Genomic DNA, 24,874 nt, shown 5'->3' with positions numbered 1-24,874 from the left:
CGAACGACCGAGCGGAGGGAAGAGATGCAGACGCCGAGCGGCTGCTCGGATCCCTTGTGCGGCCTGTGCTCCGAGGAGTGTAGGCAGAGGGACGAACGGATGTCACGGGCATTGTGCGAAGTCGTCCGGCCCGGATCGAGGACGGCTCCGCCCGCTGATCACGCCGGTGTCCGCGTGATGGTGACACCGTGTCGGAGCCCTCCCAGACAGGAGCCGCTCCGCCGCCCTGCACGGAGCGGCCTCCTCCACGATCGCCTGCCCCTACCCGCGCCCCTCCGCCGACTCCCGAGCCTCCGCCACCCGCATCGTCCCGCCCGCCTGCGCCGCGAACGCCCGCGCCGTCGCCGCGATCGTCCGCTGCATCACCCGCACCGCCGCCGTCGGCGCCAGATCCGCCGGCCGTGCGAGGCTGATGGTCCGGGTCAGCCGCGTCGGCTCCTCGATCCGCACGGACCGCAGCCCCGGCCGCCCCTGCAGCACCATCGCCGGCACGATCGCGACGCCCAGGCCCCGCTCGGCGAAGCGCAGCACCGCGTCCATCTCCGCCCCCTCCAGCACGACGTCGGGCTTCAGGCCGGCAGCCGAGAACGCCGCGTCCGTCGTGCGGCGCAGGTCGTAGCTCGAGTTGAAGACGATCTGCGGCAGGCGGGCCACGGCCGCCAGATCGAGCGCGCCCGACTCCGCCAACGCGGGCTCCGCGGCCGACGAGACCACGACGAGCTCCTCGACGAGCAGCGGAGTCACGGTGAACGCGCCGAGGGCCGCCGCGGTCGACGTCGTCACGAGCGCGAGATCGAGCTCACCCCGGGCGAGGCGGTCGAAGAGGCTGCGCGAGCCGTCCTCGGCGAGGTGCAGCTCGATGGCGGGGTGCGCCGCGTGGAACGCGTGCAGCACCTCGGCGACGAGGCTGATGCAGAGCGTCGGAGTCGCGCCGAAGCGCACCCGGCCGCGCTCGAGCCCGGCGAGTTCCGCCAGCTCGCGGCGCACCGACTCCGCGTCGGCGAGCATGCGCCGTGCGAGCGGCAGGAGGAGCTCGCCGGCCGAGGTGAGCGTGTTGCCGGCGCGGGACCGGTGGAACAGCTCCGACCCCAGATCCTGCTCCAGCGCGGCGATCTGGCGGCTCAACGAGGGCTGCGCGAGATGCAGCGACTCGGCTGCGCGGGTGAAGCTGCCCGACCGCGCGATCTCGACGAATCCGGTCAGCTGCTCCAAGTTCACGAACATAGCCTAAGCGCATCGCCAGCAGGCGGAAGATGCATTGGAGTAATCGAACGCTGAAACCTAGCGTGGAGGCATGACCACTTCAGCGACCACCACCCCGGAGCGCCGTATCTCCACCTCCGTCCTCGTCATCGGCACCGGCGGCTCGGGCCTGCGCGCCGCGATCGAGCTGGCCGAGGCCGGCGTCGACGTCCTCGCGCTGGGCAAGCGCTCGAAGTCCGACGCCCACACCTCGCTCGCGGCCGGCGGCATCAACGCGGCCCTCGCCACGATGGACCCCGACGACAGCTGGCAGCAGCACGCGGCCGACACCATCACCGAGTCGTACCTGCTCGCGAACCCGCACACCGTCGAGATCGTCACGAAGAACGCCGCCCGCGGCATCCAGGACCTCGAGCGCTACGGCATGCCCTTCGCCCGCGAGGACGACGGCCGCATCTCGCAGCGCTTCTTCGGCGCCCACACCTACCGCCGCACCGCCTTCGCGGGCGACTACACCGGCCTCGAGATCCAGCGCACGCTCGTCAACCGCGCCGCTCAACTCGAGATCCCGATCCTCGACACCGTCTACGTCACTCGCATCCTCACCAACGACGACGGCGCCGTCTTCGGCGCCTACGGCTTCGACCTCGTCGACGGCACCCGCTACCTCATCCACGCCGACGCCGTCATCCTCGCCGCGGGCGGCCACAACCGCATCTGGCGCCGCACCTCCTCGCGCCGCGACGAGAACACGGGCGACTCGTTCCGCCTGGCCGTCGAGGCCGGCGGACGCCTGCGCGACCCCGAGCTGGTGCAGTTCCACCCGTCGGGCATCATCGAGCCCGAGAACGCGGCCGGCACGCTCATCTCGGAGGCGGCGCGCGGCGAGGGCGGCATCCTCCGCAACGGACTCGGCGAGCGCTTCATGCACAAGTACGACCCCGAGCGGCTCGAGCTCTCGACCCGCGACCGCGTCGCGCTGGCCTGCTACACCGAGATCAAGGAGGGTCGCGGCACGCCGAACGGCGGAGTCTGGCTCGACGTCTCGCACCTGCCGCGCGAGACGATCATGACCCGGCTCCCCCGCGTCTACCAGACGATGCTCGAGCTGCAGATGCTCGATATCACGACGGACCCGATCGAGATCGCGCCGACCGCGCACTACTCGATGGGCGGCGTCTGGGTCCGCTCGGACGACCACAGCACCGACGTCCCCGGCCTCTACGCCATCGGCGAGGCCTCCAGCGGTCTGCACGGGGCGAACCGGCTCGGCGGCAACTCGCTGATCGAGCTGCTCGTCTTCGGCCGCATCGTCGGACAGGCCGCCGCCGAGTACTCCGCGTCGCTGACCGCGCAGACCCGCTCGGCGACGTCGCTGCAGGTCGCCCGCGACGAGATCGCCGACCTGCTGGCCGCCGACGGAACCGAGAACGTCCGCGCCCTGCAGCGCGCCATCCGCAACACGATGACCGAGCACGCCGGAGTCGTCCGCGACGAGGCGGGCCTGCTCGCCGGTCTCGCCGAGCTCGACGCGATCGAGGCGCGCATCGCCGACATCGGCGTGCACCCCGACATCGCCGGCTTCCAGGACCTCGCGCACGCCTTCGACCTCAAGTCCGCCGCCATGGCCGCCCGCGCCACCCTCGAGGCCGCCCTCGAGCGCCGCGAGAGCCGCGGCTGCCACAACCGCAGCGACTACCCGGACCTCGACCCGGCCCTCCAGGTGAACCTGGTCTGGTCCCCCACCACCGGGATCACCCGCGAACAGATCCCCGCGGTCCCGGAGGAGATCCAGTCCCTCATCCGCGAGGTCGCCACCGCAGGCAAGCTGCTCGAGTAGTCGGGCACCCCCGCACGACGCCGACCCTGCTCAGATCGGGCCGGCGTCGTGCCGTCTCAGCGCGGCAGCACGCCGTCCGGACTCCGCCACTCCGGATGCCGGCCCTCGACCCGGTGCCGGTACCCGCTGTCACCCCTCCGGCATCCAGAAATCCGCGAAGTCGAACCCCGGCGACACCAGGCAGCTCACCACCGCGTCCTCGGTCGACGGCAGCGTCCGCTGCCACACGTCCGCCGGCACGAGCGCCTGCACCACGAGCACGTCGACCGCCGACCCGAGCAGCACGGTCTCACCGTCCACCGGCTCCTCGCCGCTCCCGCCGAACTGCAGCGCCACCCGCCCCGGTCCGTTCCAGATCCACGTCTCGGCCGACGACACCCGGTGCCACGCCGAGCTCTCGCTGGAGGGCAGCAGGAACACGATCAGCGTCGCCGCCGGCCGCTCGCGCGTCGAGCCGTCGGGCGCCGTGAGCGTCAGCCGTTCCGGAGACGTCCAGGTGCGCCGGTACCAGCCGCCCTCCGGATGCGGTTCCAGCCCCATCGTCCCGGCGAGCGCCGGCCGCCGCACCCTCTCGAGCACTCCTCCGTCCACGCTCAGCCGATCCACCAGCTCGCCCGTCGACTCCGCGTCCATCGGACCTCCTCCATCCGGGCGACACTCGTGCCCCCACCCGATTCCACTCTCGCAGCGACCACGTCGTCCGCAGCTCCGGCTCGCAGAAACGCCTTCGGCTCGCGAGGACACTCTGTTCCTGCGAGCCGAACGCGTTCCCACGAGCCGGGCGAACCGCCTCTCAGCCCAGCTCCCCCAGCCGCCCGATCACGCCCTCGCTGAGCCGTGCCACGTACCCCTCCGGATCCGGCCCCTGCGGCGACAGCTCCACGAGCGTGATCCCGATCGCCGCGTACTCCTCCATCGCCCGCACGAAGCCGTCGGGGTCGCCGATCGGGTCCCCGCCGCCGATGATCGTCTTCGTGATCGCGTCGTAGTCGCGTCCGAGCTCGTCGCAGTGCCGCCGCAGCACGTCCAGCTTGTGCGCGACCGCCTCCGCTCCCGTCGCGAACAGGTTGCACGCGTCGCCGTACTGCGCGACGAGCCGCAGCGTCTTCTTCTCGCCGCCGCCCCCGATCAGGATCGGCGGTCCCGGCTTCTGGATCGGCTCCGGGTGGTTCAGCGTCTCGGCCAGCCGGTAGTGCTCGCCCTCGAACGGCCCGTCGTCGTCGCTCCACATCTGCCGGCAGATCCGCAGCGTCTCCTCGAGCCGCTCGAACCGCTCCTTCAGCGGCGGGTACGGCACGCCGAGTCCGAGGTGCTCGCGCTCGTACCAGGCCGCGCCGATGCCGAGCATCGCGCGCCCGCCCGAGAGCACGTCGAGCGTCGTGACGATCTTCGCGAGCAGCCCCGGGTGCCGGTACGTCACTCCGGTCACGAGCAGCCCCAGCCGGAGCCGCTCCGTCCGTCCCGCGAGGAACCCGAGCGAGGTGTACCCCTCGAGCATCGGATCCTCGCTCGTCGCGAACTGCTCCATCTGGAAGTAGTGGTCCATCAGCGTGAACCACTCGCAGCCCACGTCCTCGGCCGTCCTCGCCGTGGCCCCGAGGATCGGAGCGATCCCCGCGCTGCCACCCGGCAGCGTGAAGTTCATGAAATGGATGCCTACCTGCATGGGACGCTCTCCTGTCGTTCGCGGGGCGACGTCCGGATCCGCGCGCACCACGCAGAGCACCCGGAGGTCGGTGTCCTCCGAGCCTGTCACCCCTCCCCTCGCGGAGGTCATCGTCCTGACAGCATTCACGGGTGCACCCCGCACGGCCCTCAGGAAGAGCCGGTCACCGCATCGGCGCCGCTCGACCGGCGCTCAGTTCTGGACGGACGGAGTCACGCCGTGACGCGGAACCGCCGCCCGCCGATCTCGACGACGTCGCCGACCGCCAGCTGGCGCCCGCGTCGGCGGTCGACCTCCCCGTTCACCCGCACGAGACCGTCGGCGACCGCCTCCTTCACCTCGCCCCCGGTGTCGAGGATCCCCGCGAACTTCAGGAACTGCCCGAGGCGGATGGACCCGCCCTCCAGCGGCACGTCCTCGACCTGCTGACGGCCCTTCACGAGCGTCCACCCACGGGAGCATCGGCGGTCTCGTCGTACTCCATCGGCAACTCCATCACCTCGAAGATGTCGGGCGAATACCAATGCTCCTTTCCTCCACGACCATGAGTGCCCAATGACCTGAGCCATCCCCGGGCCTCGGCATTGCGGATGAGATTCCTCGCTCCCTGGTTCGTGATGTCGAGTCGCGTCTGGACATGTCGGACAGTGACGAACGGATTCCGAACGATGATCTCGACCAGTCGCGGCAGGCTCGACCTCTCCTTGATGGCCTCCTCGTAGTAACGCTCACGGATTCGAATGAGCTTCCGAGAGCGCGCCACCGCATCGTCCGATTGCGCGCGAACGGCCCTGAGGAAGAACATCAGCCATCCGTCCACGTCGCTGGTCTCCCGAACGGCCTGCAAGCGCTCGTAGTACTCCTCGCGATGCGTCTCGAAGAAATGGGAGAGGTACAGGAGGGGCAGAGGAAGTCGCCTCCGTTCCATGAGGAGCAGGTTGATCAGCAGACGCCCGATCCGCCCGTTCCCGTCGAGGAAGGGGTGGATCGTCTCGAACTGGTAGTGCATGAGACCCGCTTGGATCAACGCGGGGAGGTGGCGGCCGTCGTCGTTCACGAATCGCTCCCAGTCGGCGAGCAGATCACCCAGATGGACAGGTAGCGGAGGCACGAAGGTGGCGGTCTCCGGAGTCGCGCCGGCATGTCCGACCCAGACCGGCGACGTCCTGAACTCACCAGGGCTCTTCTCCTCGCCTCGCACCCCCGTGAGAAGCGTCGCGTGCACCGCGAGGATCAGCCGCTGGGTGATGGGAAGGGTCTTCGCCAGCTCGTAGGCCTGGCTCGTCGCTTCGAGGTAGCGGTGGACCTCGGCCGTGTCGTCGTTCCGTGAATCCTCATCGATCTCCGACTGGAAGACGTCGGAGAGGGACGCCTGGGTTCCCTCGATGCGGGAACTCGCCAAAGCCTCCCTCCGCAGATACGGCCCGATGAGCTGCCCGGGATCGGTGATGAGCATTCCCAGACCCTGAAGATGGCCCAGCGCCGCGTCAGCCTCGGAGAGAGCCGATACGACGTCCGCAGAGAGGTCGAGGGTGCGAGGTATCGGCTTCGGCAGGTAGTAAGTGAAGGCCCACTTGTTCCCCGGTTCCCGAGTCGGACATCCGAACGGCGAGTCGGCGAAGCGGCGCTGATCCATGCACCGACGCTACAACGAAAATGCGGTTCGAGTTGGAACTGGCGGATTTCAACCTAGTGCAGTTGGAGCGTCAACGGCACTCTCCAACTCGGCCTCCTGATTGTGGGAGCGTCAGACCGCCGGGATGTCGGCGAAGCGCGAGAAGTGGCCGTGGAAGCCCACGGTCACCGTGCGGGTCGGGCCGTTGCGGTGCTTGGCGACGATGAGGTCGGCCTCGCCCGCGCGCGGGTTGTCCTTCTCGTAGGCGCTCTCGCGGTGCAGGAGGATCACCATGTCGGCGTCCTGCTCGATCGAGCCGGACTCGCGGAGGTCGGAGATCGCGGGGAGCTTGTCCGCGCGCTGCTCCGGTCCACGGTTCAGCTGCGACAGAGCGATGACCGGCACCTGCAGCTCCTTCGCGAGGAGCTTGAGCGCACGGGAGAACTCCGAGACCTCCTGCTGGCGGCTCTCGACCTTCTTGCCGGAGGTCATCAGCTGGAGGTAGTCGATGACGACCATCTTGAGGCCGATGCGCTGCTTGAGCCGGCGGCACTTCGCGCGGATCTCGACGAGCGTGAGGTTCGGCGAGTCGTCGATGTAGAGCGGAGCGTCGTTGATGCGACCGCGGGTCGACGCGATGGTCGTCCAGTCGCGCTGGTCGACGGTGCCCTTGCGCATGTGCTGCAGGGGCACGGAGGCCTCGGCCGAGAGCAGGCGCATCGCGATCTCGCTGCGCCCCATCTCGAGCGAGAAGAAGATCGTCGGCATCTGGTGCTTGATCGCGGCGGCCCGCGCGAAGTCGAGCGCGAGGGTCGACTTCCCGAGCGCCGGTCGCGCGGCGACGATGATCATCTGACCGGGGTGGAAGCCGTTGGTGAGGTCGTCGAGGTCGGCGAATCCGGTCGGCACTCCGGTGAAGGCGCCGTCCTTGTGCGCGGCGGCCTCGATCTCGTCGATCGCGACGGTCACCGCATCGGTCAGCGGGACGTAGTCCTCCGCCGCCTCGGATCCCGTGACGTTGTAGATCTCGGCCTGGGCGGTGTTGACCAGGTCGAGGACCTCGCCCTCGCCCTGGTAGCCCATCTGCGCGATGCGGGTGCCGGCCTCGACCAGGCGGCGCAGCAGCGCCCGCTCGGCGACGATCGACGCGTAGTAGCCGGCGTTCGCCGCCGTGGGGACCATCGCGGTCAGCGAGTGCAGGTAGTCGGCGCCGCCGGCGCGCTGCAGCTCGCCCTGCTTGGTGAGCTCGTCGGTCACCGCGATGACGTCGGTGGGCTCGCCGTGCGAGTAGAGCTGCAGGATCGCGTCGAACACGATCTCGTGCTTGGGGATGTAGAAATCGGTGGCCTTGACGCTCTCGACGACGTCGGCGACCGCGTCCTTCGAGAGCAGCATGCCTCCGAGTGCCGACTGCTCGGCGAGCAGGTCGTGCGGAGGGGTGCGCTCGTGGCGCGGGGAGTCGCCCCGGCCCTCGCCTCGGCCCTCGCTCCGTCCGTCCGAGCCGGGAACCGCCAGGTGCGCGATCGTCATGCCTTCGCCTCCTCCTGTCGGGTGCCTCGCGGGAACGCGCGGATCGTTGCCGAGCCGCGATCGCGAGCGTCGGATCCGGTCTACCAGCGACCTCCGACAGGGTCGGCGCCGGTGCTCCGGACGCGTCGTCCCGCTCCCCTCGCGGGGCGCTGCGCCACACTACGTACCGCTCGACACCGGGGTCAAACCGCCCTGTGGAGGAGAGTGTGGACAACTTCGGGGAAACGCCGCACTCCGTGTGAGCAACGTGTGGAGAACCCTGTGGAAACAGAAGCGGAACGGATCTTTTTTCAAGCCGCCGACCAGGGAAAACCTCTATTCCACAGGCCTGTGGGGAAAAGAGTCTCCAGACCACATTGAAGGTTGCCCGCGCGTTTGGGTGTATGTGGATGGAGCTGTGGAGAACGGGACGACGAAGGGCGGTGCAGCAGGACCCGGGGATCCCGCCGCACCGCCCTTCGAGGCGTGTCTCGCGGCCTTACTTGGCCGCGACCACCTGGAGCTTCACGGTGGCCTGGATGTCGTCGCGCAGACGCACCACGGCCTCGTGCTCGCCGACCGTCTTGATCGCGTTCACGATCACGATCTTGCGCTTGTCGAGCTCGCCGAAGCCGGCCGACGCCACCGCGTTCGCGATGTCGCTCGTCTTCACCGAGCCGAACAGGCGGCCGTCGCGGCCCGCCTTGACGGTGAGCTTCACCCGGTTGGCCTCGAGGACCTGCTTGGTGTGCTGCGCCTCTTCGATCGTCTTGTGCTCGCGCGCGGCGCGGGCCGACTTGATCTGCTCGACCTGCTTCTCGCCGCCTCGGGTCCACGCGACGCCGAAGCCCTGCGGGATGAGGTAGTTGCGGGCGTAGCCGTTCTTGACGTCGACGACGTCACCGGCGGAGCCGAGACCGTCGACCTCGTGGGTCAGGATGACCTTGGACATACCGTTACCTACCTTCCGCTGCCGGCGTAGGGCAGGAGCGCCATCTCGCGGGCGTTCTTGACGGCACGGGCGATGAGGCGCTGCTCCTGGACGGAGACGCCGGTGATACGACGGGCGCGGATCTTCCCGCGCTCCGAGATGAACTTGCGGAGGGTCGCGACGTCCTTGTAGTCGATGACACCCACGCGGACCGACTTCGCGGGGGCCGCGTTCTTCGCGCCCTTGCCGCGGATCGGCTTGCGGCGGTCGCCGCTGCTCTTTCCAGCCATAGTGGTTTCCTTAGATTCTGGTTCGCCCCCGCCCGCGGCCGCTCGTGCAGTCTGCGGGAAAGGCGTGATTCAGGTGAGGTCGCGTCCGAGCCCGAGGCTCAGAACGGCGTCTCGTCGTTGTAGCTGCCCGGCGTGCTCCAGACGTCGCCACCGGCGGGCGCGCTCGGCGCCCACGGCTCCTCGGCCTGGCCACCGCGGTTGCCTCCCGCGTTGCCGCCGGAGCCCCCCTGGTTGCCGCCGAAGCCGCCCTGACCGCCCTGGCTCCCGCCCTGACCGCCGCCGACCTGGCCGCGTCCGCCGCCCGCGCCTCCACCGGAGGCACGCGTGACCTGAGCGGTCGCGTAGCGGAGCGAGGGACCGATCTCGTCGATCTCCAGCTCGATGCTGGTGCGCTTCTCGCCTTCCTTCGTCTCGTACGAGCGCTGCTTCAGGCGGCCGGTCGCGATGACGCGGCTCCCCTTCGTCAGCGATCCCGCGACGTTCGTTCGCCTGACGGTCGAAGGTGCGCGGAGTGGAGGCGATGGTGAAGTTCGCGACCGCGAGCCCGTTCTGCGTGTAGCGCAGCTCGGGGTCGGAGGTGAGGTTCCCCACCACGGTGATGATCGTCTCGCCGGCCATGAGCGCTACGCCTTGGGAGCGGCCGAGGCCTTGGCAGCCTTGCGGGCGGCCTTCTCGTCGGCGAGCTTCGCGGCGGCCGCGACCTGGGCGATGCCCTCTTCGGCCCGCAGCACCTTGGTGCGCATGACGGCCTCGGACAGCTTCAGCTGACGGTCGAGCTCGTTCGCAGCGGCGGAGGTCGACGTGAAGTCCACGACGGCGTAGATGCCCTCGGTCTTCTTGTTGATCTCGTACGCCAGACGACGGCGACCCCAGACGTCCACCTTGTCGATGGATCCACCATCGGTGCGGATGACGTTGAGGAACTTGTCGAGACTCGGAGCGACGGTGCGCTCATCGATCTCGGGGTCCAGGATGACCATGATTTCGTACTGATGCGTCACTAACCCACCTCCTTCGGACTGAACGGCCACGGTATTTCCGTGACAGGAGGGTATGTAGCATCTGCCCACTCCCGCGGACGCGAGTGCGTCTGGTCGTGGACAACCTGGACACCCTACCATCGCGGCCGTTCCCGCGGTCAGGAGATCTGCGCCTGTGCGCGCGCCGACTCAGCGCGCCGCCCACCACTCCTTCAGCCGCTGCGTCGCGACCTCCTCGCCGAGCGGACCCTCCTCAAGCCTCAGCTCGAGCAGGAAGCGGTACGCCGCTCCGACCTCGGGCCCCGGCGGCAGGTCGAGGATCCGCATGATCGCCGTGCCGTCGAGGTCGGGCCGCTTGGACGCGAGCTCCTCCCTCTCGGCGAGCTCCGCGATCCTGTGCTCGAGGTCGTCGTAGGCGTGCGCCAGCCGGTCGGCCTTCCGCTTGTTGCGCGTGGTCACGTCGGCCCGCGTGAGGATGTGCAGCCGCTCGAGCAGGGGCCCGGCGTCCGTCACGTAGCGGCGCACGGCGGAGTCGGTCCACGCTCCGTCGGTGTAGCCGAAGAACCGCAGGTGCAGCTCGATCAGCCGGGCCACCTCGGTGGTCGTCTGCTTGTCGAACTTGAGCGAGCGCATCCGCTTGGTCGCGAGCTTGGACCCGACGAGGTCGTGGTGGTGGAAGCTGACCGCTCCTCCGGGCTCGAGGCGGCGCGTCGCGGGCTTGCCGATGTCGTGCAGCAGGGCGGCGAGTCGCAGCACGACGTCGGGTGCCGCTCCGGGGTTCCGCGACTGCTCGAGCGAGATCGCCTGCTCCAGCACCGTGAGGCTGTGCACGTAGACGTCCTTGTGGTGGTGGTGCTCGTCCTGCTCCAGGCGCAGGGCGGGCAGCTCGGGGAGGAAGTAACCGGCCAGACCGGTGTCGACGAGGAGCTCGAGGCCTGCACGCGGAGACGCTGTCGAGAGCAGCTTCCGCAGCTCCTCCTGCACCCGCTCGGCCGAGACGTCGCGGATGCGCGGCGCGAGCTCGGCCATCGCCCACTCGACCTCCTCCGTGGTGCGGAACCCGAGCTGGGAGGTGAAGCGCGCACCCCGCAGCATGCGGAGCGGATCGTCGCCGAAGGACACCTCGGCGTCGGCGGGCGTCCGCAGGCGCCCGGCCAGCAGGTCCTCCACACCTCCGGACGGATCCACGAGGACGACCTCCGGGATCCGCAGCGCCATCGCGTTGACGGTGAAGTCCCGCCGCACGAGGTCGCCCTCGAGAGTGTCGCCGAACTCGACCTCGGGCTTCCTGCTCACCCCGTCGTAGCTGTCGCTGCGGTAGGTCGTGATCTCGACGGTCTCGCCGGCGAGACGCGCGCCGATGGTGCCGAAGGCGCGCCCGATGTCCCAGTGCGCCTCGGCGATCGGAGCGACGATGCGCACGATGTCGTCGGGGCGGGCGGACGTGGTGAAGTCGAGGTCGTGCACCCCGTGACCCAGGAACGCGTCGCGGACCGGACCGCCGACCAGCGCGAGCTCGTGGCCCTCGGCGGCGAACGCCTCCGCCAGCCGCGCCACCGTGGGAGTGGCCGCCAGTGCGCGGAGGGTCTCGAGTGCCGCCTGGACGCTGTGCATTCGCACGAGTGTAGTCGCGGCGGGCGACGCGCCCAGGGGCGCTGGTAGTGCTAACCGCTCAGACCGGTTACAGCACTCCCCGTGACCCGCCCGCCGCCCCCGGCGGGCCTGCACGTAGAATCACCCGCATGGAGGCCGAGTGAGTTCGATGCATCGGCGCGGCCCCACCCCCTCGGATCGGTTCCCGGTCCCGCAGCTGCTCCGCGCCGTCGGTGCGGCGGCCCTCGCGGTCGCGCTCGTCGGCGTCGCCCCGTCTGCCTTCGCCACCACTCCGACTCCGGCGCCGAGCACGCTGAGCTCGCCGTCGCCCGACGACCCGGCCGACGGCACCGTCACCGCGACGGTCGGCGCAGCGAACGACGGCGTCCTGCTCGCGGGTCAGGACCTGCAGCTGTCGGTCTCGGTGCGCAACGGCACCACGGAGTCGATCGACGGCGCCCGCGTCGAGGTGACCATCGACTCCGACACGCTCGATTCGCGCGACGAGCTCGCCGAGTGGCTCGGGGGAGAGGACGACGACGCCGGCCTCCCGATCGGCGACGGAGCGGATGTCCGCCTGCTCCCCTCGAGCTCCGCCCAGGTCTCGCTCACGATCCCCGCGGCCGCCGTTCCGTTCTCCTCCGACCCCGCCGCTCGCGGATCGCACGCCGTCGCCGTCACCGTCACCGGTCCGGGAGGCCCCGTCGCCACGGCGCGCACGGCGGTGGAGCTGACCGACGGCGTCCCGTCGACGCAGGAGACGGGCGTCGCCGTCCTCGTCCCGCTCACGATCCCGGGCAGCGGCGAGGGCCTGATCCCGGCCGAGACCCTCGCCGACTACACGGAGTCGACCGGCACGCTCTCGCGGCAGCTCGACTCCGTGCTCGGCCGCGCCGTCGCGATCGGGGTCGACCCGCGGATCCTCGCGTCGATCCGGATCCTCGGCGCTGCCGCTCCGGAGTCGGCGACGGCCTGGCTCGAGCGCCTCGAGTCGGCGCCGAACGAGGTCTTCCCCCTTCCCTACGCGGATGCGGACGTCTCGGCGCAGGCGCAGTCGGGCCTCGCGACGCTGCTGGGGCCGACGTCGTTCGAGTACGGCGTCGATCCGACCCTGTTCGCCGAGCCGGCCACCACGGCCACTCCCTCCGCGACGCCGGAGCCCGTCCCGACCGAGCAGGCCGACGAGGTCCTGCCCGCCCGACCGACGGCGGAGTCGCTGCTCGCGTTCGACTGGTCTCCGACCGTGGGGTCGATCGCCTGGCCCGACGATCTGACCGTGCGGGCCGCGGACCTCGACGTCTATGCCGCGAGCGGCATGAGCCGCACGATCGTCGCCTCCGCCAACCTCACGCTTCCGGACGACACGGCGACCCGGACCGTCGTCGACGGCCACGACCTGGTGGTCAGCGACAGCGTCCTCTCCACCGCGCTCGACGACGCCGTCACGGCCGGCACCGATTCGGAGTGGCGCGCGCGCATGACCGCGCTGACCGCGGACCTCGCGCAGGTGCAGCGCGAGGGCGAGGTGCCCGACGTCGTCCTCGCCCTCGAGCGCGGCGCAGCTCTCGACGGGGTCCGCCTCGCGCAGACGCTCGACGCGCTCGACGCGCTCCCGTACGCGGAGGGGACCTCGCTCGCCGCCGCTCTGACGGCCCCCGAGACGGCGGACGCCGCCGTGGTCGACGCACCGGAGTCGGAGGAGCGCCTCGAGACCGTCTCGACCCTCCTGGACGCCGCCTCCCGCGTAGAGGAGTTCTCGGCCGTCCTCACCGACCCGCAGCTGCTGAGCGGAAAGCGGCGCAACGACATGCTCGCGGTCCTGGCCGTCTCGTGGCGCGACGACGACGCCGGCTGGGCGGAGGCGGTCACGACGAGCCTCGACAACGCCGACACCACTCTGAGTGGTGTCTCGATCGAGGCCACGAGCACGCTCAACCAGCTGTCCCGCGACTCCAGCATCCCCGTCTACGTGCGCAACGACCTTCCGTGGCCCGTCACTGTCGAGATCAACGCGTCCACCTCCAACGCCGTACTCGACATCGACGAGAGCTCGATCGAGCCGACCGCCATCGATGCGCGGTCGCAGGGCCGCGTCCTCATCCCGGTCAAGGCGCGGGTCGGCAGCGGCGAGACGACGCTCCGGATGCAGCTCACCGCACTCGACGGCACGGTCATCGGCCTCCCGGCGCGCGTGAGCACCAACGTGCGCGCCGACTGGGAGACCGTCGGCACTCTCTCGTTCGGCCTCCTGCTCGTCGTCGTCTTCGGCGTCGGGATCCTCCGCAACATCCGCCGCCGTCGCCGCGGCGGAGCGGCGGTGGAGCCGGAGGAGGACCCCAACGCCCCCCTGGCGGTCCAGCCCGGACCGGACGACCGACGAACGGACCCGCGTGGCTAGCTTCTCCCTCGGACGCGCGAGCGCCGTCCTCGCCTCCGGCACGATGGTCTCGCGCATCCTCGGCTTCGTCATGTCGCTGGTCTTCACGCAGACAATCGGACTCACCGGTCAGGGAGCGGATGCGTTCACTGTCGCCAACGGCCTCCCGAACACGATCTACGCGATCCTCGCCGGTGGCGCGCTCAACGCCGTCCTCGTGCCGCAGATCGTCCGCGCGGGGCTGCAGGCCGACGGCGGACGGAAGTACATCGACAAGCTGCTGACCCTCGCGCTGCTCGTCCTCGTCGGCGCCGCGGTCGTGGCGACGCTGGCCGCTCCGCTGCTCATCCAGCTCTCTGCGGGACGGTACGGCCCCGAGCAGACGCGCCTCGCGGTCACGTTCGCCTACTGGTGCCTGCCGCAGGTGTTCTTCTACGGGCTGTACACGGTCCTCGGCGAGGTGCTGAACGCCCGCGGCTCCTTCGGCCCCTTCACCTGGACGCCCGTGGTCAACAACGTCGTGACGATCGGCGGGCTGATCGCGTTCCAGCAGCTGTTCGGCGCCGACGGCAAGGGACTCCGGGACGCGACCGACTGGACGCCCGAGATGATCGTCGTGCTCGCGGGCTCGGCGACCCTCGGAGTCGCCCTCCAGGCGATCCTCCTCGTCTTCTTCTGGAAGCGGGTGGGCCTGCGCTACCGGCCCAGCTTCGGCTTCCGCGGGGTGGGGCTCAGCCGCGCCGGCAGGATCGCGGGCTGGACCTTCGCCACGCTGCTGCTGACGGTCGCGGTCGGCTTCCTCGAGAACACCGTCGTGAGCGGGGCGTCGGGTGAGGACGCGTCGGCCACCGCCCTGCAGAAGGCGTGGCTCGTCTTCATGCTGCCGCACTCGATCGTCGCGGTCTCGATCGCGACCGCCTACTTCACCAAGATGAGCGGACACGCGTCCCGCGGGGAGATGACGGACTTCCGGGCCGACATCTCCACCTCCATCCGCGTGGTCGGTCTGTTCCTCTTCTTCTCGGCGGCAGCGCTCGTGGTCTGCGCGACCTCCTTCGCCACGATCTTCTCGCCCGGCAATCCCGACGCCGCTCTCCAGATGGCGCAGATCATCACGGCGCACGTCATCGTCCTCCCGCTCTTCTCGACGCTCGCGATCGTCCAGCGCGGCTTCTACGCCCTCAACGACGGCCGCACACCGTTCTTCTACACGCTCGTGCAGACCGTCGTCATCGCCGTCGGCTGCCTGGTCGCCCTCGGGCTCCCGTCCGAGTTCACGACGATCTTCGTCGCCTCCTCGATCTCGGTCGGAGTCGCCGTGCAGGCGTTCCTCGCCTGTTTCCTGCTGCGCCGCAAGCTCGGCGGCTGGGGCGGCACCCGCATTGCGTTCCGCTTCGCGCAGTTCGCGCTCGCGACGATCCCCGCCATCGGTGCGGGCGTGCTGGTCATGTTCCTCCTCGCGCAGAACGACGGGTTCCCCACCGCGGGCTGGCCGCAGGCGCTCGTCTCGATGGTGCTGACCGGAGTCGCGATGGCTCTGGTCTACTTCGGTGTCCTCTGGATCGCCCGGAACCCCGAGCTTCGGGCGATGGCTGCTCCGATCCTGCGTCGCCTCGGCCGCTGACCGGCTTCAGACAGCGAGCAGGAATAACCTGATCAGCGCTGGTATCCAGCGTTCGGGGCGGATTCGCCCGACGTGACCCTGACCGCGGGCCGAGCGCCCGGGTCGGCGCGGAATAGCGCCCGCCTAGGATGTGTTGTAGCCCGTGGAGCCGGGGAACGACCGAGCGACCGGATCCGGGCTCCGCACGACCGTTCAGCACCACGACAGCGCCCCTGGGGCGCCGTCTCCCACCAGCACCCGCTCAGCACAGACCTCGAGGAGTTGCCGTGCGCGACATCGTCATCATCGGATCCGGCCCCGCCGGCTGGACTGCCGCCATCTACGCGGCCCGCGCCGACCTGAAGCCGATCGTGGTCGCCTCCTCGGTCGAGATCGGCGGCGACCTGATGAACACCACCGAGGTCGAGAACTTCCCGGGCTTCCCGAACGGCGTCCTCGGGCCCGAGCTCATGGCCTCCATGCAGGCCCAGGCCGAGCGCTTCGGAGCGACGACCTACTACGACGACGTCACCTCCCTCGACCTCGAGGGCGAGACCAAGACCGTCCACCTCGGATCGGGCGAGAGCATCGAGGCGAAGACCGTCGTCGTGGCGACGGGCTCGGCCTACCGCAAGCTCGGCCTGCACGACGAGGAGCGCCTGTCGGGACACGGTGTCTCATGGTGCGCGACCTGCGACGGCTTCTTCTTCAAGGGCAAGACGATCGCCGTCGTGGGCGGCGGGGACTCCGCGATGGAGGAGGCCACCTTCCTCACCAAGTTCGCCGAGAAGGTCTACGTCATCCACCGCAAGGACACGCTCCGCGCCTCGAAGGTCATGCAGAAGCGTGCCCACGACAACGAGAAGATCGAGTTCGTGTGGAACTCCGAGGTCGTCGGCATCCGCGGTGAGAACCACGTCACCGGAGTGAAGCTGCGCGACACGGTCGACGGGACCGAGAGCGCCCTCGACATCGACGGTCTCTTCATCGCGATCGGCAACGACCCGCGGACGCACGTCGTCCACGGCAAGCTCGACCTGACGACCGACGGCACCATCTCGGTGGTCGGCCGCTCCTCCCAGACCTCCGTTCCCGGCGTCTTCGCCGCGGGCGACGTGATCGACCCGACCTACCGTCAGGCCGTCACCGCCGCCGCATCCGGAACGGTCGCAGCCCTCGACGCGGAGCACTACCTCGCTGCGCTCGCCGATGGCACCGCCCACACCGAGGGGGCACCCCAGGTGGCCGCCTCGGTCGAGGCTGAACTCATCACCCGCTGACCCCCCGGTCAACACCAGTGGAACCGGCTCGACCGGTTCGCGAAGGAGAAACCATGTCCACCGCGAAGAGCGTCACCGACGCCTCGTTCCAGTCCGACGTCCTCGACTCCGAGAAGACCGTCCTCGTCGACTTCTGGGCCGAGTGGTGCGGCCCGTGCCGCATGGTCTCGCCGATCCTCGACCAGATCTCGGCCGAGCACGGCGACAAGATCGAGATCGTCAAGCTGAACGTCGACGAGAACCCGCAGACCGCCGCGAAGTACCAGATCACCTCGATCCCCGCGATGAAGGTCTACCAGAAGGGCGAGGTCGTCAAGACCGTCATCGGCGCCAAGCCGAAGCCGGCCCTGGAGGCCGACCTGGCCGCATTCCTCTGATCCACGCGATCCTCTGATCCGGCCGAGTCGGATCCACGGAGCCCTCGCCCCTTCGGGCGGGGGCTTCGTGCTGTTTCACGTGAAACAGCTCGGGCCACCGACAGCGGAGTGGAGTCGAACGGCCCCGCTTCGGCGGAACAGTCGCCGGATAGTGTGGACGGACCCGGTCGAACGGCCGGGCCTCCATTCGACGACCGGAACGACGACATCGTGATCAACCGCGGCACCAACCTCGACCCCTGGTACGACTCCTATGCGGAGCGGACGGCCGGTCTGGCCGCCAGCGAGGTCCGAGCCCTGTTCGCGGTCGCCTCGCGCCCCGAAGTCGTCTCGCTCGCGGGAGGCATGCCGTTCGTGTCCGCCCTGCCGCAGGATCTCGTCACGGGAGCGATCGACTCGGTGATGCGCGAGCAGGGTCCGGTCGCGCTGCAATACGGCTCGGGACAGGGTGTTCCCGTCCTGCGCGAGCAGATCCTCGAGGTGATGGCTCTCGAAGGCATCTCGGCCAGCGCTGACGACGTGGTCGTCACCACGGGCTCTCAGCACGCCCTGGAGCTCGTCTCGAAGATCTTCCTCGACCCGGGGGACGTGGTCCTCTCCGAGGGGCCCAGCTACGTCACCGCGATGGTCATCTTCCGCTCGTACCAGGCCGACATCGAGCACGTCGCCATGGACGAGCATGGCCTGATCCCGGAGTCCCTCCGCGAGCACATCGCTCGGGTCCGCGGGCAGGGGAGGACCATCAAGTTCCTCTACACCATCCCGACCTTCCACAACCCCGCCGGCGTCACGCTGAGCTGGGAGCGACGAGTCGAGATCCTCGAGATCTGCAAGAGCGAGGGGATCCTCGTGCTCGAGGACAACCCGTACGGACTCCTCTACTTCGAGGACGTCCCGCCGAAGGCGATGCGGTCGCTCGAAGGGGACGGTGTCATCTATCTCGGGACCTTCTCGAAGACCCTCGCTCCCGGCTTCCGTGTCGGCTGGGCGCTGGCGCCGCACGCCATCCGCGAGAAGCTCATCCTCGCCAACGAGGCCGCGGTGCTCAGCCCGTCCTCCTTCAGTCAGCTGGTCATCTCGAAGTACCTCGCCACCGCGGACTGGAAGGCGCAGATCGACACGTTCCGCGGTGTCTACCGCGAGCGCAAGGAGGCGATGCTGCGCGGGCTCGAGACTCATCTGCCCTCGCTCACCTGGACGAACCCCAACGGAGGCTTCTATGTCTGGCTCACGCTGCCGGACGAGCTCGACTCCAAGGCGATGCTCCCCCGGGCCGTGAAGGAACTGGTGGCCTACACCCCCGGGACCGCCTTCTTCGGAAACGGCGACGGCCGACAGAACATCCGTCTCTCCTTCTGCTATCCGACTCCCGAGCGGATCGGTGACGGGATCCGGCGGCTCGCCACGGTCATCGACGGCGAGCTCGATCTCCTGTCGACTTTCGCCGACACGAAGCCGATCCGCACTTCCCCGGACGAGCAGACGGTCGTCAGCCTGCCCCCGACGGTCTCCTGACCGCCCAATCTTCAACAAAAGGCCTGATCATGACCAGTTTCCGCACGTCCGGCGACTCCCTCGACATCGTCGTCGTGAGCGGCGGTATCAGCCATGAGCGGGACGTATCCCTCCGGTCGGGGCGTCGTGTCGCCGACCGACTCGCCGCGCTCGGGCACCGCGTGACCACTCGCGAACCGGATGCGGATCTGCTCCCGTTCCTGGCCGATGCTCGCCCGGACCTCGTCTGGCCTGCGGTCCACGGAGCCAGCGGAGAAGACGGAGCGCTGCTGGGGTTGCTCGAGGCCGCCGGTCTGCCCTACGTGGGATCCGACGCCGACGCCGCGCGGCTCGCCTGGTTCAAGCCGACCGCGAAGACCCTGGTCGCGCGCGCGGGGGTCCTCACACCGCGCTCCCTCACCCTCCCCCGCGACACTTTCCGCGAGCTCGGCGCCGCAGCCATCCTCGCGCAGGTGCGATCTCATCTGACCGGCGATCTGGTGGTCAAGCCGGCTCAAGGCGGTTCCGCTCAGGGGGTCAGCATCGTCGTTGCCGACGGCGACCTCTCACGAGCCATGGTCAGCGCCTACACCTACGGTGACGTCGTCCTGATCGAGGAGCGCGTCCATGGGACGGAAGTGGCGGTCGGTGTCCTCGACCTCGGAAACGGCCCGGTCGCTCTTCCCGTGATCGAGATCGAGCCGATCGGAGGCGTGTACACGTTCGACGCGCGCTACACGGCTGGGGAGACCCGCTTCTACGTTCCTGCGCGCGTCGCTCCGGAGGCACTCACCGAAGTCTCCGCCGCGGCCGTCGCTGTTAACCGGCTCCTCGGACTCCGGGATCTCTCCCGGATCGACTTCGTCATCGACGCCGACGGTCGTCCCTGGTTCTTCGATGCGAACGTCATCCCCGGGCTGACCGAGACGTCCCTGGTCCCCCAGGCCATCGAGGCCTCCGGCCGCTATCTCGGCGACGTCTATTCCACTCTGGCGCACTGCGCGGTACTCGGACATACCGCGCGCATCTGATTCGCGCTTGTTGAGCGTTTCACGTGAAACGCTTGCCGTGCCAGCCCTCTTCGATCTCGCCTCTGCACTGACCGCTGCACTCGGCCTGGAACTCCTTGAGAGAAGATCGAAAGTGTCCTGCAGCCACTGTCCGACTAGACACGCAGCAGGCCGATCGAGATCGGCGCACGAGAAACGATCCACGCCGCAGCAGTCGAATGGCACAGCGGCAGCACCTCGCGGAGATGATCCCGTGCCAAGGGTTTCACGTGAAACGTGATCGCGTCGCGCTCCACCGAAGACGGGAGTGAACGGCTCCATTTTTAGCCGAGGCCACGAGCCGTGCGCCGTGCATACCGCCGGGCCGCAAGACTTCAGTACTTGCTGGTCGAAGAGTTCGCGCACCGGGCGCAGGGGCGCCTTCGGCGCCGACGCAGGGCAGGGACGAGACGGATCTTCTGGAAGAGATGAGTCTCGATTGGCCCTTCGGGGCTACTCGACCAGCAAGCAGGCGGAAGCCTCTTCCCAGTACATCCGCGCGCGGACAAGGCTCAGTCAGGCAACCCGACACCATCGTGATGGAGCGAACTCCGCCGTTTCACGTGAAACACGCGAAGAACCACGAAGTCTCTACTTGAATAGCCCGCGCAGCGGTTCTGTCGCGGTCAAACCTCGCGATGCGGCCAATCAGGATTGCGTGACAACGTGACGGAGTTTTCTCCACCGTTTCACGTGAAACCGCGGAAGTGACGAGTAGTGGCTGATCAAGTAGCCCGCGCAGCGCGGCGTATGGATATCAGCAGCACAAACCTGTCCTCGGCGAAAAGACGGCTCAGATCGCTCTTCTCTCAACGCGAGAACGCCCCGGAGTAGATCACTCCGGGGCGTTCCACGTGAAACATCACAGCGACCTACGGCGCGAGCGACACTTCAGACGGCTCGCCGATCTCGGCAAGAATGCGGTTCAGATCCTGGATGGTCGCGAAGTCGATCACCATCTGGCCCTTGCGAGCACCCAAGGTGACCTTCACGCGAGTGTTCAGTCGGTCTCCGAGGTGATCCGCGATCGAGCTCAGGTGCCCCACATGGCCGCCACGCTCCTCCGGCGCCGGGCGAACCGCACTACGCGGAGCCTTCATCTGTGCGGCGGCGGCCTCTGCCGCGCGCACAGAGAGGTCCTCGTTCACGATCTTGTCCGCGAGACGCCGCATCAGCTCGACGTCATCGAGCGAGAGTACCGCTCGAGCATGGCCGGCAGTGAGGACTCCGGCGGCGACACGAGCCTGCACGTCGGACGGAAGGCGCAGGAGGCGCAGCGTGTTCGAGATCTGCGGGCGGGATCGGCCCAGTCGAGTGGCGAGAGCCTCCTGCGTGATCCCGAAGTCGCTGAGCAGCTGCTGGTACGCCGACGCCTCTTCGAGCGGGTTCAGTTCCGCCCGGTGCAGGTTCTCGAGCAGCGCATCGCGCAGCATGTTCTCGTCCGCGGTGTCCTTGATGACCGCAGGGATCGTCGTCAGCCCGGCCGCCTGGGAGGCCCGGAATCGGCGCTCCCCCATCACCAGCTCGAATTTCGCCCCGCCCCGGCCGGAGACCGGCCGCACCACGATGGGCTGCAGAACCCCGTACTCCCGCACGCTGTGGATCAGTTCGGCGAGGTCGTCCTGATCGAAGACCGTCCGAGGCTGAGCCGCGTTCGGCACGATGTCCTCGAGGGGGAGTCGTGCGAGCCGCGCGCCCGGCACGTCGAGCAGATCGTCCGCCGACTCGACGTCGACTTTCTGGTCGGGGAAGAACACATCGACCGGACGCGCGCGCGTCTCATCGCTGGTCGGGATGAGCGAGCCGATGCCCCGGCCCAGTCCAGTCCGCTTCGTCGCCATCAGCGTGCCTGCCCTTCGTTCTCGGTGTTCTCGACCTTCCGTGCGCCCCGCCGCGCGAGTTCCGCCGCGGCTTCGAGGTACGCCAGCGATCCTGACGACTGCGGGTCGTAGCTGATCACGCTCTGCCCGTAGCTCGGCGCCTCGGAGATGCGGACGTTCCGGGGGATGACCGCCCTCAGGACCTCCTTGGGGAAGTGCTCACGCACGTCGGCCGCGACTTGGTGGGAGAGGTTCGTGCGGCCGTCGAACATGGTGAGCAGGATCGTCGACACCCCGAGGTTCGGGTTCAGGTGCCGCTCGATCAGGTCGATGTTCTTCAGCAGCTGGCTGAGTCCTTCGAGCGCGTAGTACTCGCACTGGATGGGGATCAGCACTTCCCGCGCCGCAACGAAGGCGTTGATCGTCAGCAACCCGAGTGACGGCGGGCAGTCGATGAACACGTAGTCGAAGGGCTCCTCCATCTTCTCGAGCATCGTGTCGAGCGCTCGGCGAAGACGCTGCTCGCGGGCGACGAGAGAGACGAGCTCGATCTCGGCGCCGGCGAGGTGGATCGTCGCCGGCACCCCGTAGAGCGAGTCGAACTCGGGGCTCTTCTGAACGACCTCCGCGAGGGGAGTGTCGTTGACGATGACGTCGTACACGCTGCGGGTGTCCGCCCGGTGCTCGATCCCGAGTGCGGTCGAGGCGTTGCCCTGAGGATCGAGGTCGATGACCAGGACCTTCGCGTCGCCCCGCGCCAACCCGGCCGCCAGGTTCACGGTCGTGGTCGTCTTGCCGACCCCGCCCTTCTGGTTCGAGATGGTGATGACACGCGTCGACTCCGGCTTCGGCAGCGGTTGAGCATTCAGCAACGCGCGCCGGCGGGTCATGTCGGCGATCTCGCGGGCCAGGGGAGTGGAGGCGTCGAATCCCCCGGACTGTCCGGCCACATCGGAATCGGGTCGTTTCACGTGAAACCTTCGCTCGGCAATCGGATCAGGGCGGGTGCCACCGGGGCCGACGATCGAGGATCCGGAACGGATCATCTGCGAGGTCGGCGGATCAACCCACTGTAGCCCGGACCACGCGTGTGACCTCGGAGAGCACGCCGTCGCCCAGCACCACGACCTCGGGAGGAGACACCCGGAATCGACGGAGAACCTTCTCGGCGGCCGCGATCTCCTTCTCGGCGTTGATGCCCTTCAGCAGGACGAGCTCGCCGCCGGGGCGGAGCAGCGGTGCGGTGAGAGGGATCAGCTTCGACAGCGCACTGACGGCCCTTGCCGTGACCTGATCCAGCGGTTCCTCGAGTCGTACCTCCTCAGCGCGGGCCCGAACAACTGAGACATTCTCGAGTCCGAGCTCCGCGACCTGCTCGCGGAGCCATACGATGCGCCGCTCCATGGGCTCGATCAGCACGAACCGCACGTCCGGCCGCACGATCCCCAGCACGAGCCCGGGAAGGCCGGCCCCACTGCCGACATCACCCACCAGCCCCGGACGCAGCAGAGGGGCCACCAGCGCGCTGTTGAGCACGTGTCTGGTCCACAGGCGGGGGAGCTCGAGTGGGCCGATCAGACCGCGCTCCTCACCCTGCGCAGCCAGCGACTCCGTGAACGCACGGAGGACCGGCAGCCGATCGCCCGCGATCGCCGCAGCGGCCTCAGGCTCGGCCTCGAGGGTCGGCTCCACGGCGATCAGCCGCGGGTGATGACGGTGTGGCGCTCGCGCGCCTCGCCACGCGACTCCGACACGAAACCGCGCTCGCCCACCATGTCGTGCACCAGCTTGCGCTCGTAGGACGACATCGGGGGGAGCGACGCCGACGTCGCGCCCTCCTCGATGCGCTCGATGGCGCGGTCGACGAGCTGGGCGAGCTCGTTCTCGCGGGCGTCCCGCGAGCCGCCGATGTCGAGGATGAGGCGCGAGAAGGCACCCGTCTTCGTCTGCACCGCGAGGCGCGTCAGCTCCTGCAGGGCCTGGACCGCGTCCGGGCGCGACAGGACCCGGAGGTTGGTGTCGCCGGTCGCCGTGACCGACAGGTAGGCGCGGCCGTTGCGCACCTCGATGTCGATGTCGCCGTCGAGATCGCAGATGTCGAGGAACTCCTCGATGTAGTCCGCGGCGACGTCTCCCTCGTCCTCGAGCTGGGCCAGAGTCGATGCGGGAGCGTCGCCCTCCACCGTCGGAACGGCGGCAGCGGCCGGCGCCTCGGCGGGCAGGGGGGCCTCGTCGAACGACGGCGCGAGGGCCGGAGTGGTCTGCGTCTGGTCGGTCATGGCGGTCCTACTTCTTTCCGGCTTGCTTCTTGGCGCGGTTCTTGCCGACGGGCTGCTGACGCTGCACGACCTTCTTCTCCACCAGGGTGGTCTCGCCCGCGACGTTGGTCTCCTCGACGAGCTTGCCCTTGCGGCGCAGTCGCTCCTCACGGGCCTTGGCGGCCTCGCTGCCGGGGGTGGGCATGTTCCGGATGACGATGAACTGCTGGATCATCGTCCAGATGTTCGAGGTCAGCCAGTAGAACATGACGCCGAGGGGGAACGCGAAGCCCGAGAAGGCGAACACGAGGGGGAGGATGTAGAGCAGGATCCGCTGCTGCTTGAAGGTCGGCGAGGCCTTGGCCTCGGGCGACATGTTCTTCGAGACGATCTGCAGCTGGGTGATGAACTGCGACGCCGTCATCAGGACGACCATCACGACGGCGATGATGACGACGAGCTCCTGGCCACCCTCCTGCAGGGCGCCCTGGATGGACTGGTGCAGCGGGGCGATGCCGAAGAGGTTCGCCTCGCCGAACTGACGAGCGAGGGCCGCGTCGAGGGGTCCGACGCCCCGCTCGCTTCGCTGGGCGTCGTTCAGCACCGAGAACAGGCTGAAGAAGATCGGCATCTGGATCAGCAGGGGCAGGCACGAGGCGAGCGGGTTGGTGCCCGTCTTCTTGTAGAGCTCCATGGTCTCGCGGGACATCGCCTCGCGGGAGAGCTGGTCGCGCTTGCCCTTGTACTTGTCCTGGATCTTCTTCAGTTGCGGCGCCACCTCCATCATGCGGCGCTGGCTCTTGATCTGCTTCACGAAGATCGGGATCAGAGCGGCGCGGATGACGAGGACGAGGCCCACGATCGACAGCACCCAGGTGATGCCGGCCGCCGCCTCCATACCGGTCAGCGTCAGCAGCTGATGGAAGGCGACGAGGATCAGCTCGACAGCCCATTTGAGGGGCCAGAGGATCGTGCCGAGGAGGTCCATG

The 24,874-nt window shown here is 68.9% G+C and carries 22 protein-coding genes and 1 pseudogene; 7 read left to right on the top strand and 16 right to left on the bottom strand.

Annotated features, from left to right (window positions below; translation table 11 throughout):
• Positions 1–261: 261 nt before the first annotated feature.
• Complete coding sequence (locus tag ASF48_RS00210) at positions 262–1,224, bottom strand: LysR family transcriptional regulator (RefSeq protein WP_055784580.1); 963 nt, start codon at positions 1,222–1,224, stop codon at positions 262–264.
• 70 nt (positions 1,225–1,294) lie between these two features.
• Here ASF48_RS00210 and ASF48_RS00205 point away from each other — a divergent pair, with 70 nt between their 5' ends.
• A complete protein-coding gene (locus ASF48_RS00205; RefSeq protein ID WP_055784570.1) occupies positions 1,295–3,043 on the top strand; it encodes an L-aspartate oxidase in 1,749 nt (582 codons plus the stop codon).
• 129 nt (positions 3,044–3,172) lie between these two features.
• Here the strand turns inward: ASF48_RS00205 and ASF48_RS00200 are convergent, their stop codons facing one another.
• The 10 genes and pseudogenes from ASF48_RS00200 to ASF48_RS00160 form a co-directional block, all read right to left on the bottom strand.
• Complete coding sequence (locus tag ASF48_RS00200) at positions 3,173–3,676, bottom strand: cupin domain-containing protein (RefSeq protein WP_082480872.1); 504 nt, start codon at positions 3,674–3,676, stop codon at positions 3,173–3,175.
• Between the two features lie 160 nt (positions 3,677–3,836).
• Positions 3,837–4,709, bottom strand: coding sequence for an LLM class F420-dependent oxidoreductase (locus ASF48_RS00195; protein ID WP_055784567.1), 873 nt, complete (start codon positions 4,707–4,709; stop codon positions 3,837–3,839).
• Positions 4,710–4,921: 212 nt separating this feature from the next.
• Entirely contained in the window at positions 4,922–5,149 is a 228-nt protein-coding gene (locus ASF48_RS19710; protein ID WP_055784564.1) for an RNA-binding S4 domain-containing protein, read from the bottom strand.
• Positions 5,146–6,345: a Fic family protein gene (locus tag ASF48_RS00185; protein WP_055784562.1), complete on the bottom strand. Its 1,200-nt coding sequence runs from the start codon at positions 6,343–6,345 to the stop codon at positions 5,146–5,148. The genes ASF48_RS19710 and ASF48_RS00185 overlap by 4 nt, the downstream gene beginning before the upstream one ends.
• Before the next feature lie 111 nt (positions 6,346–6,456).
• A complete protein-coding gene (gene dnaB / locus ASF48_RS00180) occupies positions 6,457–7,854 on the bottom strand; it encodes a replicative DNA helicase (RefSeq protein ID WP_055784557.1) in 1,398 nt (465 codons plus the stop codon).
• 478 nt (positions 7,855–8,332) lie between these two features.
• Positions 8,333–8,785: a 50S ribosomal protein L9 gene (gene rplI / locus ASF48_RS00175; protein WP_055784554.1), complete on the bottom strand. Its 453-nt coding sequence runs from the start codon at positions 8,783–8,785 to the stop codon at positions 8,333–8,335.
• A gap of 8 nt (positions 8,786–8,793) precedes the next feature.
• The gene (gene rpsR / locus ASF48_RS00170) at positions 8,794–9,054 is read right to left on the bottom strand and encodes a 30S ribosomal protein S18 (protein ID WP_055784551.1); all 261 of its coding nucleotides are present in this window, start codon (positions 9,052–9,054) and stop codon (positions 8,794–8,796) included.
• A gap of 98 nt (positions 9,055–9,152) precedes the next feature.
• Positions 9,153–9,672: pseudogene (locus tag ASF48_RS18805) on the bottom strand (single-stranded DNA-binding protein).
• A gap of 5 nt (positions 9,673–9,677) precedes the next feature.
• Positions 9,678–10,055: a 30S ribosomal protein S6 gene (gene rpsF / locus ASF48_RS00165; protein ID WP_055784548.1), complete on the bottom strand. Its 378-nt coding sequence runs from the start codon at positions 10,053–10,055 to the stop codon at positions 9,678–9,680.
• A 168-nt stretch (positions 10,056–10,223) separates the two neighbouring features.
• On the bottom strand, positions 10,224–11,648 hold the full coding sequence (locus ASF48_RS00160; RefSeq protein WP_055784545.1) for a CCA tRNA nucleotidyltransferase: 1,425 nt from the start codon (positions 11,646–11,648) through the stop codon (positions 10,224–10,226).
• Between the two features lie 148 nt (positions 11,649–11,796).
• On the opposite strand from ASF48_RS00160, the gene ASF48_RS00155 reads away from it, so the two are divergent.
• The 6 genes from ASF48_RS00155 (at position 11,797) to ASF48_RS00130 (ending at position 19,789) form a co-directional block, all read left to right on the top strand.
• The gene (locus ASF48_RS00155; RefSeq protein ID WP_055784540.1) at positions 11,797–14,025 is read left to right on the top strand and encodes a DUF6049 family protein; all 2,229 of its coding nucleotides are present in this window, start codon (positions 11,797–11,799) and stop codon (positions 14,023–14,025) included.
• The gene (gene murJ / locus ASF48_RS00150; RefSeq protein WP_235577160.1) at positions 14,018–15,628 is read left to right on the top strand and encodes a murein biosynthesis integral membrane protein MurJ; all 1,611 of its coding nucleotides are present in this window, start codon (positions 14,018–14,020) and stop codon (positions 15,626–15,628) included. Before ASF48_RS00155 ends, murJ begins: the two co-directional genes overlap by 8 nt.
• Before the next feature lie 266 nt (positions 15,629–15,894).
• Positions 15,895–16,887, top strand: coding sequence for a thioredoxin-disulfide reductase (gene trxB / locus ASF48_RS00145; protein WP_055784537.1), 993 nt, complete (start codon positions 15,895–15,897; stop codon positions 16,885–16,887).
• 53 nt (positions 16,888–16,940) lie between these two features.
• The gene (gene trxA, locus ASF48_RS00140) at positions 16,941–17,264 is read left to right on the top strand and encodes a thioredoxin (RefSeq protein ID WP_055784535.1); all 324 of its coding nucleotides are present in this window, start codon (positions 16,941–16,943) and stop codon (positions 17,262–17,264) included.
• Between the two features lie 213 nt (positions 17,265–17,477).
• A complete protein-coding gene (locus ASF48_RS00135) occupies positions 17,478–18,779 on the top strand; it encodes an aminotransferase-like domain-containing protein (RefSeq protein ID WP_200930975.1) in 1,302 nt (433 codons plus the stop codon).
• A gap of 29 nt (positions 18,780–18,808) precedes the next feature.
• Positions 18,809–19,789 (top strand): D-alanine--D-alanine ligase family protein, encoded by a 981-nt coding sequence (locus tag ASF48_RS00130; protein WP_055784531.1) that lies wholly within the window; start codon positions 18,809–18,811, stop codon positions 19,787–19,789.
• A gap of 890 nt (positions 19,790–20,679) precedes the next feature.
• Here the strand turns inward: ASF48_RS00130 and ASF48_RS00125 are convergent.
• From ASF48_RS00125 to yidC, 5 genes are all read right to left on the bottom strand, one after another.
• A complete protein-coding gene (locus ASF48_RS00125) occupies positions 20,680–21,648 on the bottom strand; it encodes a ParB/RepB/Spo0J family partition protein (RefSeq protein WP_055784528.1) in 969 nt (322 codons plus the stop codon).
• Positions 21,648–22,598, bottom strand: a complete 951-nt coding sequence (locus ASF48_RS00120) for a ParA family protein (RefSeq protein ID WP_055784525.1) — start codon at positions 22,596–22,598, stop codon at positions 21,648–21,650. Before ASF48_RS00120 ends, ASF48_RS00125 begins: the two co-directional genes overlap by 1 nt.
• Positions 22,599–22,689: 91 nt before the next feature.
• On the bottom strand, positions 22,690–23,325 hold the full coding sequence (gene rsmG / locus ASF48_RS00115) for a 16S rRNA (guanine(527)-N(7))-methyltransferase RsmG (protein ID WP_055784522.1): 636 nt from the start codon (positions 23,323–23,325) through the stop codon (positions 22,690–22,692).
• A complete protein-coding gene (locus ASF48_RS00110; protein ID WP_082480871.1) occupies positions 23,325–23,906 on the bottom strand; it encodes a Jag family protein in 582 nt (193 codons plus the stop codon). Before ASF48_RS00110 ends, rsmG begins: the two co-directional genes overlap by 1 nt.
• A 7-nt stretch (positions 23,907–23,913) precedes the next feature.
• Positions 23,914–24,873: a membrane protein insertase YidC gene (yidC, locus tag ASF48_RS00105; RefSeq protein WP_055784520.1), complete on the bottom strand. Its 960-nt coding sequence runs from the start codon at positions 24,871–24,873 to the stop codon at positions 23,914–23,916.
• Between the last annotated feature and the right edge of the window lies 1 nt (position 24,874).

This window comes from Rathayibacter sp. Leaf299, assembly GCF_001423055.1.
GTDB classification, from domain to species: Bacteria; Actinomycetota; Actinomycetes; order Actinomycetales; family Microbacteriaceae; genus Rathayibacter; species Rathayibacter caricis.
The sequence above is the reverse complement of the archived record's forward strand: the minus strand, read 5'-3'. Positions and strand labels throughout refer to the sequence as shown.